We start from the raw sequence: 15,858 nt of genomic DNA on the forward strand, positions 1-15,858 counted from the left end.
CTTTTCGAGGCTTTTTTGCGTCGTTTTTGTGAACAGGGTTTTTACCCGGATCATCAGGGATTTCCCTTATGTGAACCAAAGCGCAACCCTTTCATAATGGGATTAGAAGAATGAACGCTGATGGATTCCCCTCCAAATGATTCATTCTGGACGAAGGAGTGATCGCTTCACATGAAAAGAAAAACAGGCTTGAGATTTTTTAAACCGACGGAAAGCTATTCGGGAAATTGGTCGATTCTTGAGGAAAAAAGCCGGGAATGGGAGAACATGTACCGCGGCCGCTGGTCGCACGACAAGGTTGTTCGCACCACGCACGGCGTGAACTGCACCGGATCCTGTAGCTGGAAGGTTTTTGTGAAGAACGGGATTATCACCTGGGAAAACCAGCAGATCGATTACCCGTCCTGCGGTCCCGATATGCCGGAATTTGAACCCCGCGGATGCCCGCGCGGCGCCTCGTTCTCCTGGTACGAGTACAGCCCGCTCCGCGTGAAATATCCTTATATGCGCGGACGTCTGCTGCGTTTGTGGACGGAAGCTTTAGCCAAGCACGGCGACCCGGTGAAAGCCTGGGCCAGTATCGTAGAGAACCCGGAAACGGCGAAATCGTACAAACAAGCCCGCGGAAAGGGCGGTCATGTCCGGGTCACGTGGGATTTGGCGTCCGAACTGATCTCCGCGCAATTGATCTATACCATCAAAAAATACGGCCCCGACCGCATCGCCGGCTTTACGCCGATCCCGGCCATGTCGATGATCAGCTACGCCTCGGGCGCGCGCTTCATTTCCCTGCTTGGCGGAGAGATGCTCAGCTTCTATGACTGGTATGCGGACCTTCCGCCGGCATCGCCGCAAATTTGGGGCGAGCAGACCGATGTGCCGGAATCGTCGGATTGGTACAACTCCGGCTACCTGATGATGTGGGGCTCGAATGTCCCCTTAACGCGGACGCCGGATGTCCACTTTATGACGGAAGTCCGTTATAAAGGGACGAAGGTCGTCTCCGTCGCCCCAGACCATGCGGAGAACGTCAAATTCGCCGACAACTGGCTGGCCCCGCATCCGGGGACGGATGCCGCGTTGGCACAGGCGATGACGCACGTCATCCTGGACGAATTTTATGTGCGGCGCCAGGAGCCGATGTTCCTGAACTATGCCAAGCAGTACACGGATATGCCGTTCCTGATTATGTTGGAGCCGCACGAAGACAAGTATAAAGCCGGGCGCTTCCTGCGGGCGAGCGATCTGGGCGATACCTCGGAGCATGCGGAGTGGAAACCCGTCATTTTGGACGAAGCGGCTGATGAAATTCTGGTGCCGAACGGAACGATGGGCCAGCGCTGGGAAAAAGAAGTGAAGTGGAATCTGATCCTGGAGCGCGGGGACGGCACGAAGATCGAACCGGCCTTGTCCGTTGAGACGCACGGGGCGGAATGGACGGAAATCGTCTTCCCGTTCTTTGACCACGCCGGCAACGGGACGTTCAACCGTACGATTCCGGTGAAGGAAGTTACCTTGGCCGACGGCTCGACCCGCTTGGTCGCCACCGTGTACGATCTGATGCTCAGCCAGTACGGCGTGAACCGGCCCGGCTGCAGACTGGCTGCGGCGGGATATGAAGATGCGGATTCCCACTATACACCGGCATGGCAGGAGCGGATTACGGGCGTCAAGGCGTCGCTGGTTGTGCAGATCGCCCGCGAATTCGCCCAGAACTCCTTGGACACCGGCGGCCGATCCATGATCATCATGGGCGCCGGGATCAATCACTGGTTTAACAGCGACACGATTTACCGGTCGATCTTAAACCTGGTCATTTTGACCGCGTCCCAAGGGGTCAACGGGGGCGGCTGGGCCCACTATGTCGGCCAGGAGAAATGCCGGCCGATCGAAGGCTGGTCCTCGATCGCGTTCGCCCGGGACTGGCAGGCGCCGCCTCGGCTGCAGAACGCGACATCGTTCTTCTATTTCGCCACGGATCAGTGGAAATACGAAGAGATGAGCAACGCGTCGCTGAAATCACCGACCGGCGGGCCGATCGACTATACCCATCCCGCGGATTACAACGTCCTGGCCGCAAGGCTCGGCTGGCTGCCGTCCTATCCGCAGTTCAACAAGAGCAGCCTGGCCTTCGCCGAAGAGGCCGCGGCCAAAGGGCTCACGGATAATGCCGATATTATCCGGCATGCCTATGAGCAGGTCGTATCGGGCGAAACGAAGTTCGCCGTCGAGGACCCGGATGCGCCGGAGAACTTCCCGCGCACGCTGTTCGTTTGGCGGTCGAACCTGATCTCCAGCTCCGCCAAAGGGCAGGAGTTCTTCATGAAGCATCTGCTCGGCACGAGCAACGGACTGTTGTCCACGCCGAACGAAGAGGAGAAGCCGCAGGAAATCGTTTGGCGTGATGAAGTGGAGGGCAAGCTCGACTTGCTCGTCGCACTGGATTTCCGGATGACCGCCACTCCGATGTACGCGGACGTCGTCCTTCCGGCGGCTACCTGGTATGAGAAGGTCGATTTATCGTCGACGGATATGCATCCGTTCGTGCATCCGTTCAATCCGGCGATCGACCCGTTATGGGAATCGAGATCCGATTGGGATATTTACCGGGCGCTGGCCTATACGTTCTCGGAGATGGCCAAGACCCATCTGCCGGGGGTTTACAAGGATATCGTCACTTCTCCGCTGGGACACGATTCCCAGGCTGAAATCGCCCAGCCGTACGGCTTGGTGAAGGACTGGAGGAAGGGCGAGGTCGAACCGGTCCTCGGCAAAACGATGCCGGGCTTTACGGTGGTCGAGCGCGATTATACGCAAATTTACAATAAATACGTCACCCTCGGACCAAACCTGGAGAACGGCAAGGTCGGAGCGCACGGCGTTTCCTTCTCCGTGAAGGAAGAGTACGAGGAATTGAAGAAAATCAACGGCACGTATTTTGACGAAACGATCAAAAACGGCCGGCCGAAGCTGCATACGGCCAGACACGCGGCGAACGCGGTGCTGCATATTTCGTCAGCGACGAACGGCCGGGTTTCGCAGCGGGCCTGGGAAGCCGCCGAGCAGGACACGGGCGTGCAGCTGAAAGACATCTCCGCGGACCGGGCGGCCGAGAAGATTACGTTCGCCGGCATCACCGCGCAGCCGCGGGAAGTAATTCCAACGCCGGTGTTCAGCGGCTCCAACAAATCGGGCCGCAGATATTCGCCGTTTACGACGAATATCGAACGTCTCGTGCCGTTCCGCACGCTGACGGGACGCCAGCATTTTTATCTGGATCACGAGATCTTCATCCAGTATGGCGAATCGCTGCCGGTTTATAAGCCGACTTTGCCGCCGATGGTGTTCGGCCCCCGCGACAAACAGGTGACCGGAGGCAAAGATACGCTGGTGCTGAGATATTTGACGCCGCACGGCAAATGGAACATTCACAGCACCTATCAAGATAACCAGCACATGCTGACGTTGTTCCGCGGCGGTCCGACGGTCTGGATCAGCCGGGAAGACGCGGAAGCGCACCAGATCGGCGATAACGACTGGTTGGAAGTTTACAACCGCAACGGGGTCGTAACGGCCCGGGCCGTCGTGAGCCACCGGATGCCGAAAGGCACGATGTTCATGTATCATGCCCAGGACAAACATATCAACGTTCCGGGCTCATCGATCACGAACGAGCGGGGCGGCAGCCACAATGCGCCGACGCGGATTCATCTCAAGCCGACGCAGCTCGTCGGCGGCTACGCGCAGCTCAGTTACGGCTTCAACTACTACGGACCGATCGGCAACCAGCGGGACGTATACGTGGCCGTTCGCAAAATGAAGGAGGTCGACTGGCTTGAAGATTAAAGCGCAAATCGCCATGGTGATGAACCTGGACAAATGCATCGGCTGCCATACCTGCAGCGTGACTTGCAAAAGCACCTGGACGAACCGGGAAGGTGCGGAGTACATGTGGTTCAACAACGTAGAGACCAAGCCGGGGATCGGCTATCCGAAGCGTTGGGAGGACCAGGAGAAGTACAAGGGAGGATGGACCCTGCGTAAAGGCAAGCTGGAGCTGAAATCCGGCAGCAAACTGTCCAAAATCGCGCTGGGGAAAATCTTTTACAATCCCGATATGCCGGAAATGAAGGACTACTACGAGCCCTGGACCTATGACTATGCCAAATTGACGAACTCGGGCGAGAAGAAGCATCAGCCGGTGGCCCGTCCGAAATCCGCGGTGAGCGGGGAGACGATGGATCTCGACTGGGGGCCCAACTGGGAGGACGATCTCGCCGGAGGCCATATTACCGGCCCGAAGGATCCCAATATCGAGAAGATCGAAGAAGAGATTAAATTCAACTTTGAGCAATCGTTTATGATGTATCTGCCTCGTCTATGCGAGCACTGCCTGAACCCGAGCTGTGTGGCTTCGTGCCCGTCGGGCGCCATGTACAAACGGGATGAGGACGGCATCGTGCTTGTCGACCAGGAAGCCTGCCGGGGCTGGCGCTACTGCATGACGGGATGTCCGTACAAAAAGGTGTATTTCAACTGGAAGACCAACAAGGCGGAAAAGTGTACCTTCTGCTTCCCGCGGATCGAAGCCGGACTGCCGACGGTATGCTCGGAAACTTGCACCGGGCGCATTCGCTACCTCGGCGTCCTGCTGTATGACGCCGACCGCGTACAGGATGCGGCGTCCATGCCGGACGAGAAGGATCTGTACCGGGCGCAGTGCGATTTATTCCTGGACCCGCACGATCCGAAAGTTATCGAGCAAGCGCGTAAAGACGGGCTCGCCGAAGAGTGGATCGAAGCGGCGCAAAATTCGCCGGTGTACAAATTGGCGATCGAGTACAAGCTGGCGTTCCCGCTGCATCCGGAATACCGGACGCTGCCGATGGTATGGTATGTGCCGCCGCTCAGCCCGATCATGAGCCATTTCGAAGGCAAGGATTCGATCCAGAATCCGGACCTGATCTTCCCGGCCATCGAGGAAATGAGAACGCCGATTCAGTATTTGGCCAATATGCTGACCGCCGGAGACACCGAAGTCGTCAAGGAGGCCCTCCAGCGGATGGCGATGATGCGCTCCTACAAACGGGCGGAATTCTCCAAGCAGCCTTTGGACGAAAACCGTTTGGCCCGCGTGGGCTTGAACGCCCGGCAAATCGAGGAGATGTACCGGCTGCTCGCGATCGCCAAGTACGAGGACCGATTCGTTATTCCGACATCGCACAAGGAAGGTTACATGGATCCTTTCCGTGCGCAAGGGATGGAAGGGTTCGGCGGCATGAACTGCGACGGATGCGGACCGGCATCGCCGCGGACGGAAAGCAAGAGCGGCAAGGAGCTGTACGAGGAGAACTTCTACGGGGGGATCTGGCGTGATTGATCTGGTCAAGTTAAACGACTATAAAGAAGCCTTTGGCTTTTTTGCCCGGCAACTGGCTTATCCCGAGAAACGCAGCATGCAGAATCTGACGATGGACGGGGACGTTCCCCCGCCCGTCGCCCAGCTGCTGAACACGTACCGGGAACAAATGGAGCTGCTTAGTATGGAAGAGATTGAAGAGAGCTATGTGCAAACATTCGATTTTCAGAGAAGCACGACCTTGTACATGACTTATTTTAAATTCGAAGATTCTCGCGAGCGGGGAAATATGCTATCCGCCCTGAAAGCCATCTATGAGACGTTCGGGCTCGAAATGGCGGACAGCGAGCTTCCGGACTACTTGCCCCTGATGTGCGAGTTTCTTTATGCCGCGGAATGGGTGGGCCAAGAGAAAGCCGAACTCGGCGTAAGTACGCTGCTCAGTGTTTTGGAGGACGGCACGTATTCCCTGATGAACGCGCTGGAGAAGATCGAAAGCCCTTATTTTTTCCTGGTGAAGGCGTTAAGGGAAACGTTTAAATGCTGTTTGCGGAAGGAGGCGCTGGAATCATGAACTGGCTGGATCATTTCGTCTGGGTCATCTTTCCTTATTTATGCGTCGCGGTTTTTGTGGTGGGTCATATTTTTCGATTCCGGTACGATCAGTTTCACTGGACGGCCAAATCAAGTGAGTTTATCGAGAAAAAGCAGCTGATGGTGGGCAGCCTCCTGTTTCACATCGGTATCCTCCCCGTCATTATGGGCCATATCGCCGGTCTGGGGATTCCTAAGGAATGGATGGAGTCCATGGGCGTCAACGAGCATGTGTACCATATCGGAGCGGTTTACATCGGCGGACTTTTCGGAGTGATCACCTTGGCGGGGATGCTGCTCCTGACCACGCGCCGCCTAACCAAACGTACGATCCGTCAGCTCAGTACCACCTCGGATCTGATCGTTAACGTCATGCTGCTGTTTATCGTATTTATGGGCGTGTTCTCCACCTTGGTGACTACGAATGTGCAGCCGGAGTTTGATTACCGGGAGACGATCTCCGTCTGGTTCCGCAATCTGTTCCTGTTCCAACCGGACGCCTCTCTGATGAGCGAGGTTCCGCTTTCGTTCAAGATGCATGTGGTGGCCGGCTTCCTGATCTTCGCGTTCTGGCCGTTCAGCCGACTGGTTCATGTCTGGAGCGTACCCTTGAATTATGTACGCAGAAGCTATATCCTTTATAGGAAACATCGTCAGCAGAGCGTACGTCGCTAAGTCGTTCAGAAATGTACAGGAATAATGTTAGGGAGATAGAGCTATGCACCAGAGTTCCGGTCAATACCAAACGATCCTCGATCAATTGAGAGAGAAGATGGGCTATGATTTCGTTTCGCTGGCTTTCGCCCAGTCCGAGGCGGATGGTTTCGTTTTAACATGGCAGTATGCCTCCGGTAATTTGAACAACCGGTACAAACGGATTGTGCTTCAGTCGGGCAAAGGAATCGCCGGAATCGTATATAAAACGGGGAAACCGATGCTGGTTGAAGATGTTGCGGATGAACTGAATTCGGGCGACCTGTTCAATTATCCGATTCTGATTTCCGAACGGTTAACCAGTGTCGCCGCGATTCCCTTGTACCGGTTTGAGCGGGTGGAGGGCATTCTGCTTGCGGGTTACCGGGAGAACAGTCGTTTTACGAGAGAAGGGCTGCGGATGTTACATGCGCAGCTCCGAGGCGAGTTCGGTGATTTTGAAGTCAAGGAGATGTCCGTGTTATGACTCCGCAAACCTCTGGAATTTCATCCGACCTGCTGTGGAACCTGTACCGCAACAGCCCGGAAGCCGTCCTGTTCTTTGACGCCGCTAACCATATAATCGCGATAAATCCGGCTGCCGAGCGCTTGTTTGACCCGAAGCTGCTGAGCCGGCTTTCTTCCGGAGGCAACAACGCCTTCTGTTTTACCTGCCGCGGCTATACGAGCGAAGAGGAACTGATGTCCTGCCTCAACTGCTATCTGTCCTCTCCGGCCCGTGATTTTGCCTCGTTTCAGCTGTTTCTGGAGACGAAGGAGCGAGGGCTGCTGCCGTTCTCGGCCAGTTTTTTCCCCATTGAGGAAGAGTCGGGTATCCGGGTGCTGATGCTCCGGGATTTGACCCGCCCGCTCATGACGCAAGACAGTTTGAACCGGAATACGATGACGAAAAGCATCATTAAAGCCCAGGAGGACGAGCGCAAGCGGATTTCCCGCGAACTGCACGACAGCGTAGCACAGGAGCTGATCAGTTCCCTGGTGGATCTCCGGGTTCTCAAATACTTGAACGTGCAGGACGAAGCCTTGCAGAAGATCCAGCAAACGGAAGCTTCCTTGACCCGCTTGCTGGATCAAATCCGCAATCTGTCGGTCGAACTCCGTCCCGCGTCCCTGGATGATTTGGGTTTGGAGGCGGCCTTCCGCTCCCACTTCAAATGGATCGAGAAGAATTACGGCGTTCTCGTGCGTTTCACGGCGGAATTGAACGGAACCCGGTTTAACAGCGAAATTGAAACGGTCGTATACCGCATCTGCCAGGAATCCGTATTGAACGCGCTAAAATATGCGGATGTGGACGAGATCGCCGTGCGGCTGTTTGAGCGGGAAGACGGCCTCGAGTTGATCGTCCGGGACGAAGGCTGCGGGTTTGACGTCAATGCCCGGGATCCGAAAGGGACCGGCCTGGGCCTATACGGGATGAAAGAGCGGACCGAGCTGGTGAACGGGGAGTTAACGATCACTTCCGAGCCCGGCAAAGGCACCGCCGTTCATCTGCGGATCCCTACGGGTAAGGCCGCTGCGGCTCCGGCATCGGGAGATCCCGGGAAAAGCTATGGTCGGGGGGAAGAGAAATGAGAATCGTCATTGCGGATGACCACGCGGTCGTTAGAAGCGGTTTTGAAATGATCATCAATTTTCAAGAGGACATGGAGGTTGTCGCCACGGCGGCGGACGGAATCGAGGCTTATCAGATGGTCGCCAAGCATCGGCCGGACATACTGCTGATGGATCTGAGCATGCCTCCCGGAGAGAGCGGCTTGATCGCCACAGGCAAAATCAATGAGGACTTCCCGGATACGAAGATCCTCATCTTGACCATGTATGATGATGAAGAATATTTGTTCCATGTGCTCAAGAACGGAGCGAGGGGCTATGTTCTCAAAAATTCACCGGATGAGCAGCTCGTTACGGCGATCCGTATGGTCCATCAAGGGGGGACCTACATTCATCCCAAGCTCGCCACCTCGCTGGTCCGGGAGTTCATTAACAAGGACCACGGCGTGGATGAAAGCAACCCCTACCAGGTGCTGTCCACGCGGGAAATCGAGATTCTCCCTCTCGTGGCCAAGGGATACGGCAACAAAGAAATCGCGGAAATGCTTCATATTTCCGTAAAAACCGTAGAAGCCCATAAAGCCAAACTGATGGACAAATTGAACTTGAAAACCAGGCCGGAACTGGTGGAATACGCTTTGAAGAAGAAATTGCTTGATTTTTAGGTTTGACTGGACATTTCCCTTATAAAAGCCCAAGATCATCCCTTGATGATTTTGGGCTTTTGTGTGTCAAAACCCCGCCCATAGGGTTTTTACCTTCCTGATTAGGGGAGTTCCCTATTAAAGGAGGCGATTTTTCTGCGCTACAATACGTGCAGGGGAAATTCATCCGGCTTCATTTCAGTTTAAGCGAAAGGTGATCGATATGATTAAAAAAGCTCAATTGCCGCTGCAAACCTTGAACCTTATAGTAGGCTTTGCGGTCTGGGTCATTATTTCTTCGCTGCTTCCTTATATGAGGGAAGACATCGCCATTCCGGCGGACAAAGTCGCCATCATCACGGCGATTCCCGTCGTGTTGGGATCGGTCCTGCGCATCCCGGTCGGGTATTACACCAATATTTTCGGGGCGCGGATCGTATTTCTGATCAGTTTCATCCTGCTGCTGGTTCCGGTTTACTTCATTAGTGAAGCGACTTCCTATTCGGCTTTAATTATAGGAGGCCTGTTCCTCGGTATCGGCGGTTCGGTTTTCTCGGTAGGGGTTACCTCACTGCCAAAATATTATCCGAAAGAACGGCACGGCCTGGTCAACGGGATCTACGGGCTAGGGAATATGGGTACCGCGGTCAGCACCTTTGCCGCACCGCTTGTGGCCGACCGTTTCGGCTGGTCCGCGACCGTTAAGTTCTATCTTGTACTGCTGCTTGTGTTTGCGGCCTTGAACTTTCTGTTCGGCGACCGGAAGGAAACGAAAGTCAAAACATCTCTATCCGTGCAGATCAAAGGCGTTTACAAGAACGAAAAGCTCTGGCTCTTCTCCTTGCTGTATTTTATCACTTTCGGCTCTTTCGTAGCTTTTACGGTGTACCTGCCGAATTTCCTGGTCACGAATTTTGACCTGACCAAAGTGGACGCGGGCATGCGCACCGCAGGCTTCATCGCGCTCGCCACCTTTATGCGTCCGGTCGGCGGCTGGTTGGCGGACCGTTTTAACGCGCTATATTTGCTGATCGGCGTGTTCGCCGCGTTCACGGGAGCAGCGATTGTTTTGGCTTTCTCGCCGACCATCGCGCTTTACACGTTCGGAAGCTTGGCCATTGCGGTCAGCGCTGGCACCGGGAACGGTGTTATTTTTAAACTGGTCCCGCAATATTTCAACAAACAGGCCGGGATCGTCAACGGGATCGTTTCCATGATGGGGGGGCTTGGCGGATTCTTCCCGCCGCTGCTGTTGTCGGCGATTCATTCCATGACCGGTCAATATTCTATCGGATTTATGCTGTTGTCCCAAATTGCGTTGGCGAGTCTGATTCTGGTGATTTGGATGGTATATCAAAACAAGCTGAGCCTATCCTCGGAAGTGTTCAAAAAGACCAATCAAGGGATCTTGGTCACCGATGCGAAGGGAATTATCACGGCGGTGAACCCGGCATTTACCGCACTGACCGGCTTTGAGGAAGACGAAGCGATCGGGAAGAAGCCGAACATCCTGAGAACGGACCGGCAGCAGGCGGATTTTTATCAAAAGATGTGGAAGAGCATCAAGCAAACCGGGATGTGGCAGGGTGAAATCTGGAATCGCCGGAAAAATGGCGAAGTCTATTTACAATGGTTAAACATAAGTGCTATAAAAGATGAGACCGGAGAAGATATCCGATATGTGGGAACTTTTTCGGAGCTTGCGGAAAGCCGGAGGAAGAGCGGCTGATTGGAGGATGACGGATCATGGAAAACCCGTTGCAAGATCAACTTCATAGACCCCTGCGCGACTTGCGGATTTCCGTGACGGATCGCTGCAATTTCCGCTGTACCTACTGTATGCCCATTGAGAAATATGGGGAGGATTACCCGTTTCTGCCGAAAAGCGAGCTGCTCTCGTTTGAGGAAATCGAACGGCTCGTGAGAATCTTTGTGACCTTCGGAGTCAAAAAGATCCGCTTGACCGGCGGGGAACCCCTGCTCCGGCGCGGGCTTGGCGGGCTGATCCGGCAGCTTCGACGCATCGGCGGCGTCGAGGACATCGCCATGACGACCAACGGATTGCTCCTGCACCAATACTGCGAGGAGCTGTACGAAGCGGGGCTGCGGAGGCTGAATATCAGCCTGGACGCGCTGGACCCCGGGATCTTCGGCACGATGAACGGGAGAGGCATCCGCCCCGAACGGATTCTCGAGAATATCGATTTTGCCGGCAAGTTAGGCTATGAAATCAAGGTAAACATGGTCGTGCAAAAAGGAATGAACGATCGGGAAATCATTCCGATGGCCGAGTATTTTAAGGATCGCAACATCACGCTGCGCCTGATCGAATATATGGATGTCGGCAACGATAACGGTTGGAGTTTTGAGAAGGTCACCCCGAAAGCGGAAATGCTGCGGATGCTGGGCGAGGCTTATGATCTTAAACCCGTCGAGCCTTCCTATTTCGGTGAAGTGGCCAAGTATTACCGTTATAGTGGAAGTACCGCGAAGCTTGGTTTCATCACCTCGGTTTCCGAATCGTTCTGCTCGTCCTGCACGAGAGCCCGGCTATCGTCGGAAGGCAAGCTGTTTACTTGTTTGTTCGCGTCCGAAGGCTTTGACCTGAGGAAACTCCTGCGCGAAGGCGCAGACGACGCGGACCTGGCGGCAGCCATACGCGCGGTATGGGAGAAGCGGACCGACCGTTATTCCGATGAGCGGACCGAATTTACCGCAAGAAACCGAAAAAAAATCGGGATGTCTTATATCGGAGGCTAATGTTCGCTTCTTTTGCAAAAAAGGTTCCTAAATTCGCGAAAACGCGTTTTAGGGACCTTTTATTTATCATCGGCTACAAGATGACCAAGGCGCAGACGGTGAACAGGAGCGAAAAGGCGATTTCCAGCATGCCGCTCTGCTTCACGGTTATTTTTGTTTTCGGAAGCCATACGGCCCGCAGCAGCAGAACGGTCATCGGAATCAGCAGCGCGGCGGGGAACCTCACCGCGCAAATCGCCAGGGAAGCGATATGATAACCTACGGATAGCTTGTAGAACAACGGGTTGTTTTTCTCACGGATAATCGTTTTGACATAAAAAATGGTTCCGGTAAAATACAGAATATTTAACAGAAACAAGCTCCCTGCGAATCGCCAGTCCTTCCCGCCGCCCATTTGGTAAGCGACGAACAGAATCAGGCTAAACTGCATCACCGCCGCGAGATCGTTCAGAAACGCCCGTTCCCGGTTGCGCCGGGCAAAATAGCCGTTAACCAGAAACAAGGGGAGAAATAAGGGAATCCAGAACAACAGCACCGGATCAAGAACGAGCAATGCCGCCGCTACCGGGATCAACAAACCGCCGTACAGCAACATCGGTTTACCGTAAAGGCTTGTTTTCCTCGTGCGAATCCATTGCAGCAGCGGAAAGGTGAACAGATACACGAGCAGCCAACCGGCAAACAGCAGGATGTGAAGCCGACCCGGCCTGGAGGCGAACATGCCGAGCAAAAATGGTATAATCAGCATAGCCCAGGCGCCGTGCTGTTTTGGAATATATTTGGATTTCATATTTTCATTCCTCACTCTCATCCTATATAAACGATCTATAATTAAATTTTAACTGACTGATGAATCCGGCTTGTGAGGGCGGTCACTTGGCGTCTGAAACATCTATGAAGATTTCGAATTCTATTTCGAATTCCGGGAGAGGAGAAGGATTATGCCTCAAGTCGAACTCATTCAGGTTCCGCCCCATCATGCGGACCTAAAAGCGCTTATCGCCCGATTGGACGAGTATCTGTTTAAACTTTATCCCCCGGAGGAAGTGTTTACGGTCGATTTCAATGATCCTTACGTTCATGAAATTCAATTCATCGTAGCCTATACTCAAGGGAAAGCGGTGGGATGCGGAGCTATAAAAAAAGTGGATGAGTCGAGCGTGGAAATCAAAAGGTTTTTTGTCGACGAATCCTGCAGGAATCAAGGCGTCGCCGGTCTGATTCTGGGGGAATTGGAGCGGCGGGCCCGCGCACAATCGTTTACGTCCATGAAGCTGGAGACGGGAGCCGATCAGGTTGAAGCCGTGCGCTTCTATGAGAAGCACGGGTTCGTCCCCATTGAGCCGTACGGGGAATATATCGGATGCCCTTCAAGTCTTTGCTATGAAAAGAGGCTGACGGATAAGGGAGATCTCATCCAGGCGGCTGAAGTCTTTGTAAAAAAAGAGCTGGAACACGAGCCGAGCGGACATGATTGGTGGCACATCGAGCGTGTCCGAAGACTCGCCGTGCTGCTGGCTGACCGGGCAGGGGCCGACCCGTTTATCTGCGAGCTCGCCGCGCTGCTCCACGATATTGCGGACGAGAAGCTGAACGAATCGAAAGAAGCGGGGTTGGACAAGGTTCGCGGTTGGCTGAGCGATCAGGGGGCCGCGGAGGACGTGAAGCAAAAAGTGCTGTCCATCATCTCGACCATGTCGTTTAACGGAGGAAAGAATCCGCCGATGGATACATTGGAAGGGAAAGTGGTTCAAGACGCGGATCGGCTGGATGCGATCGGGGCGATCGGCATTGCCCGGACCTTCGTTTATTCGGGGGCCAAGGGAAGGCCCATTCATCTGCCCGGACAGGATTTCAGCGGAACGGATTACCGGTCGAGCGATAAATCGGCCATCTATCACTTTTACGAAAAGCTGTTGAAGTTAAAAGACCTGTTAAATACCGCTCACGCCAAAAAGCTGGCGGAAGAGCGGCATCAATTTATGGAGCAGTTCCTAATTCAATTTTATAAGGAATGGGACTTAACCGAAGAAAGGAAGTAGACGCATGGAAGAGAATTTGCTGGTCCTGGAAACGGACAGGCTGTTGATCAGGCGGTACAAGGAGGAGGACCTGGAAGAACTGGCCGCGATTCTTGGCGACGCCGAAACGATGAAATTCTGGCCGGCCCCTTTTACAAGGGAACAGGCAGAAGCCTGGCTGCAGCGAAGCTTTGAAGCCAATCGAACTTTGGGGTTTGGGAGATGGGCCATGGTGCTGAAGGAAACAGGCCGAATCATCGGTGACGTCGGATTTATGCGGGCCGAATTGGACGGGCAGATGGAAAATGATCTCGGGTATATTTTGTCCGACAGCTATTGGGGCCAGAACCTGGGAACGGAAGCGGCTGCCGCCTGCCTCGATTACGGGTTTCGGCAATTGGGAATGACCCGGATCTGCGCCAACATGGCCGTGGACCATCATGCCTCCAGACGCGTGGCGGAAAAGATCGGGATGATGGTCGAGAAACAATACATCAATAAGCGGAATCGTGATAAACTCACTTACTTATTAAGCAAAAGTATTTAATCGGGAAGGTGAAGTATGTTCTTTTTCAAAAAGAAATCCCCCGCATCCGAGGAGGAACTTCTCCGCTTTATTCGCCGTTTGGAGGACGCCTACATGGAGCAAGACGAGCTCAAGCTGAATGATAGTTTTCATCCGGATCAGCGGGGAATGTCATTAACGCGTCATGTTCAATTACAAATGAATTTTCAAATCTACCAAATCACCTCGGAAATCCTCCACTTCGAGAAGATCGATAGCTCGGAGGAGGAGGCCGGTTTTACGTATACTAGAAAACATCTTTACACCTGTAAAAATCCTGAAGACGAGCAGAGCTCCACTTTGAACAACATAACCAGCTACTACGTAAAAGTAGTTCGCGGGAAGCGCGGCTTTTGGATTACCAAATATACGCCGTACAGCGTTCTGTATTTGGATCGAGCCGGGGATATCCTGCCGGGAGAAGCCGCGGTAGTACCGGCTAACGCGCAGTATTTCGGAGCAATCCAGCCGCTGCTTTCCCGCTTCCGCAAGGACGGACTGAAACCGGCTACATACCATACCTATGCAGGCAGCGAGTTCATTGGCTATTTTCCAGAGCGAGAAACTTTCAGCTACCAGACGACGGAAAAGTTCTCAGTCGATTTCTTTGAGACGATGGAGGCTTCGGATATCCATGAGCATACGGCAATCTATTTGGACCAGGAGCTCGATTTCGGCGAAGCGCTCGAGGTGGGAGCAAGCCATTCAATTATCGAAACGCAAACGCCCGGAAGCCAGGGAACGAACCATGAACTGGTGTTAAGCCTGCTTAACCGGGAAGGGTTCTTTATGATCCGGTATATGAAAATGGGCGAGCCGATCCCCGATGAAGCCCGGAGCCGTTGGATCGAACAAATGCAAGAAGCGGCAAAGATACTCCAAAACTAAACAAACGAAAGCGGAGGAATTAAAGGACGGATTGTTTTATTATACGCGAAGCAACCGCGCTGCCGCTTTATAGAAAGTTATCGTTCAAATTATGGTTGGGTTAAGGGGGAAAAAGGATGTCCGAATTGCTGGAAAAGATTCAAAACAGGGTGGTCGACGCATCGATCACAAACGAAACCATCGGAAGCCTTACTGTGGTTTCCGGTGAGATCATAGCCTGCGATCCTCTGATTCCTCATCACGAGCCTTTCGCCAAACGCGTTTCTTCTGGGGTGTACCCGGTGATCCTCTGGTGGCACCAGGAGGAAGAAAGAATTGCCGGAGCGGAATTAAGATTGTCCGAGGAGCAGCCGGTGCGTTGGGAAATGGCCGTCAGACCCGGGCAGAATATCTCGTCGCTGAAGCCGGGGGCCGTTTTTGGTTTCCCCGTCGATGCGGGGCTTGGCTGCTTTGCCGATGCAAGGGCGATTCAGGAAATGGAGCGGCTCGAGGAACGGCTTGCCCGGGAGCTCGGGGATCAATTTAGCAGCTTCTATGATAATAAAATCGAGTTTATCCTTGAGGAGAACGAGGATAATTGGGGCAACTTGCTTGTTAAGGAGGAGAACGGGCTGAATGTCATCCTGTTCGCTTCCGGCTATGGTGACGGGCACTACGCCTCTTACTGGGGGATCGGGGACAACGGCGAACCGGTTGCCCTGGTAACAGACTTCAATTTATTCTAGTTATGGTGTTATAATAGATACCGTAAATTTTATA

The 15,858-nt window shown here is 53.7% G+C and carries 14 protein-coding genes and 1 pseudogene; 14 read left to right on the forward strand and 1 reads right to left on the reverse strand.

Going from position 1 to position 15,858, the window contains the following annotated elements:
• The first annotated feature begins 171 nt into the window (after positions 1-171).
• The 9 genes from LBW89_RS21260 (at position 172) to moaA (ending at position 11,625) form a co-directional block, all read left to right on the forward strand.
• Positions 172-3,846, forward strand: coding sequence for a nitrate reductase subunit alpha (locus LBW89_RS21260; RefSeq protein ID WP_225040258.1), 3,675 nt, complete (start codon positions 172-174; stop codon positions 3,844-3,846).
• Positions 3,836-5,380: a nitrate reductase subunit beta gene (gene narH / locus LBW89_RS21265; RefSeq protein ID WP_148457559.1), complete on the forward strand. Its 1,545-nt coding sequence runs from the start codon at positions 3,836-3,838 to the stop codon at positions 5,378-5,380. The genes LBW89_RS21260 and narH overlap by 11 nt, the downstream gene beginning before the upstream one ends.
• A complete protein-coding gene (narJ, locus tag LBW89_RS21270) occupies positions 5,373-5,933 on the forward strand; it encodes a nitrate reductase molybdenum cofactor assembly chaperone (protein ID WP_148457560.1) in 561 nt (186 codons plus the stop codon). Before narH ends, narJ begins: the two co-directional genes overlap by 8 nt.
• Positions 5,930-6,628, forward strand: a complete 699-nt coding sequence (narI, locus tag LBW89_RS21275; protein ID WP_148457561.1) for a respiratory nitrate reductase subunit gamma — start codon at positions 5,930-5,932, stop codon at positions 6,626-6,628. Before narJ ends, narI begins: the two co-directional genes overlap by 4 nt.
• A 43-nt stretch (positions 6,629-6,671) precedes the next feature.
• The gene (locus tag LBW89_RS21280; protein ID WP_148457562.1) at positions 6,672-7,133 is read left to right on the forward strand and encodes a GAF domain-containing protein; all 462 of its coding nucleotides are present in this window, start codon (positions 6,672-6,674) and stop codon (positions 7,131-7,133) included.
• Entirely contained in the window at positions 7,130-8,242 is a 1,113-nt protein-coding gene (locus tag LBW89_RS21285; RefSeq protein ID WP_148457563.1) for an ATP-binding protein, read from the forward strand. The genes LBW89_RS21280 and LBW89_RS21285 overlap by 4 nt, the downstream gene beginning before the upstream one ends.
• The gene (locus LBW89_RS21290) at positions 8,239-8,886 is read left to right on the forward strand and encodes a response regulator transcription factor (protein WP_148457564.1); all 648 of its coding nucleotides are present in this window, start codon (positions 8,239-8,241) and stop codon (positions 8,884-8,886) included. The genes LBW89_RS21285 and LBW89_RS21290 overlap by 4 nt, the downstream gene beginning before the upstream one ends.
• A 202-nt stretch (positions 8,887-9,088) precedes the next feature.
• A complete protein-coding gene (locus LBW89_RS21295) occupies positions 9,089-10,594 on the forward strand; it encodes an MFS transporter (protein ID WP_148457565.1) in 1,506 nt (501 codons plus the stop codon).
• Positions 10,595-10,608: 14 nt separating this feature from the next.
• Positions 10,609-11,625, forward strand: coding sequence for a GTP 3',8-cyclase MoaA (moaA, locus tag LBW89_RS21300; RefSeq protein ID WP_318249430.1), 1,017 nt, complete (start codon positions 10,609-10,611; stop codon positions 11,623-11,625).
• A gap of 73 nt (positions 11,626-11,698) precedes the next feature.
• Here moaA and LBW89_RS21305 read toward each other — a convergent pair whose 3' ends face one another.
• Complete coding sequence (locus tag LBW89_RS21305; RefSeq protein WP_225040262.1) at positions 11,699-12,415, reverse strand: YwiC-like family protein; 717 nt, start codon at positions 12,413-12,415, stop codon at positions 11,699-11,701.
• A 151-nt stretch (positions 12,416-12,566) separates the two neighbouring features.
• Between LBW89_RS21305 and LBW89_RS21310 the strand changes: the two are divergent.
• The 5 genes and pseudogenes from LBW89_RS21310 to LBW89_RS21330 form a co-directional block, all read left to right on the forward strand.
• Positions 12,567-12,968: pseudogene (locus LBW89_RS21310) on the forward strand (GNAT family N-acetyltransferase); the annotation flags it as partial.
• Between the two features lie 51 nt (positions 12,969-13,019).
• A complete protein-coding gene (locus LBW89_RS21315; RefSeq protein ID WP_225040323.1) occupies positions 13,020-13,667 on the forward strand; it encodes an HD domain-containing protein in 648 nt (215 codons plus the stop codon).
• 4 nt (positions 13,668-13,671) lie between these two features.
• The gene (locus LBW89_RS21320) at positions 13,672-14,193 is read left to right on the forward strand and encodes a GNAT family N-acetyltransferase (protein ID WP_225040264.1); all 522 of its coding nucleotides are present in this window, start codon (positions 13,672-13,674) and stop codon (positions 14,191-14,193) included.
• Between the two features lie 15 nt (positions 14,194-14,208).
• The gene (locus tag LBW89_RS21325; protein WP_225040266.1) at positions 14,209-15,099 is read left to right on the forward strand and encodes a hypothetical protein; all 891 of its coding nucleotides are present in this window, start codon (positions 14,209-14,211) and stop codon (positions 15,097-15,099) included.
• Positions 15,100-15,215: 116 nt separating this feature from the next.
• Positions 15,216-15,824, forward strand: coding sequence for a DUF4241 domain-containing protein (locus tag LBW89_RS21330; RefSeq protein ID WP_225040268.1), 609 nt, complete (start codon positions 15,216-15,218; stop codon positions 15,822-15,824).
• Positions 15,825-15,858 lie beyond the last annotated feature (34 nt).

This window comes from Paenibacillus sp. alder61, from assembly GCF_020179875.1.
Lineage (GTDB): Bacteria > Bacillota > Bacilli > Paenibacillales > Paenibacillaceae > Fontibacillus > Fontibacillus faecis.

Coding starts and splice junctions, on each gene's coding strand:
- LBW89_RS21305 (WP_225040262.1), bottom strand. CDS start 12,415: ATGAAATCCAAATATATTCCAAAACAGCACGGCGCCTGGGCTATGCTG.
- LBW89_RS21320 (WP_225040264.1), top strand. CDS start 13,672: ATGGAAGAGAATTTGCTGGTCCTGGAAACGGACAGGCTGTTGATCAGG.
- LBW89_RS21330 (WP_225040268.1), top strand. CDS start 15,216: ATGTCCGAATTGCTGGAAAAGATTCAAAACAGGGTGGTCGACGCATCG.
- narI (WP_148457561.1), top strand. CDS start 5,930: ATGAACTGGCTGGATCATTTCGTCTGGGTCATCTTTCCTTATTTATGC.
- LBW89_RS21260 (WP_225040258.1), top strand. CDS start 172: ATGAAAAGAAAAACAGGCTTGAGATTTTTTAAACCGACGGAAAGCTAT.
- LBW89_RS21280 (WP_148457562.1), top strand. CDS start 6,672: ATGCACCAGAGTTCCGGTCAATACCAAACGATCCTCGATCAATTGAGA.
- LBW89_RS21290 (WP_148457564.1), top strand. CDS start 8,239: ATGAGAATCGTCATTGCGGATGACCACGCGGTCGTTAGAAGCGGTTTT.
- LBW89_RS21295 (WP_148457565.1), top strand. CDS start 9,089: ATGATTAAAAAAGCTCAATTGCCGCTGCAAACCTTGAACCTTATAGTA.
- LBW89_RS21325 (WP_225040266.1), top strand. CDS start 14,209: ATGTTCTTTTTCAAAAAGAAATCCCCCGCATCCGAGGAGGAACTTCTC.
- LBW89_RS21285 (WP_148457563.1), top strand. CDS start 7,130: ATGACTCCGCAAACCTCTGGAATTTCATCCGACCTGCTGTGGAACCTG.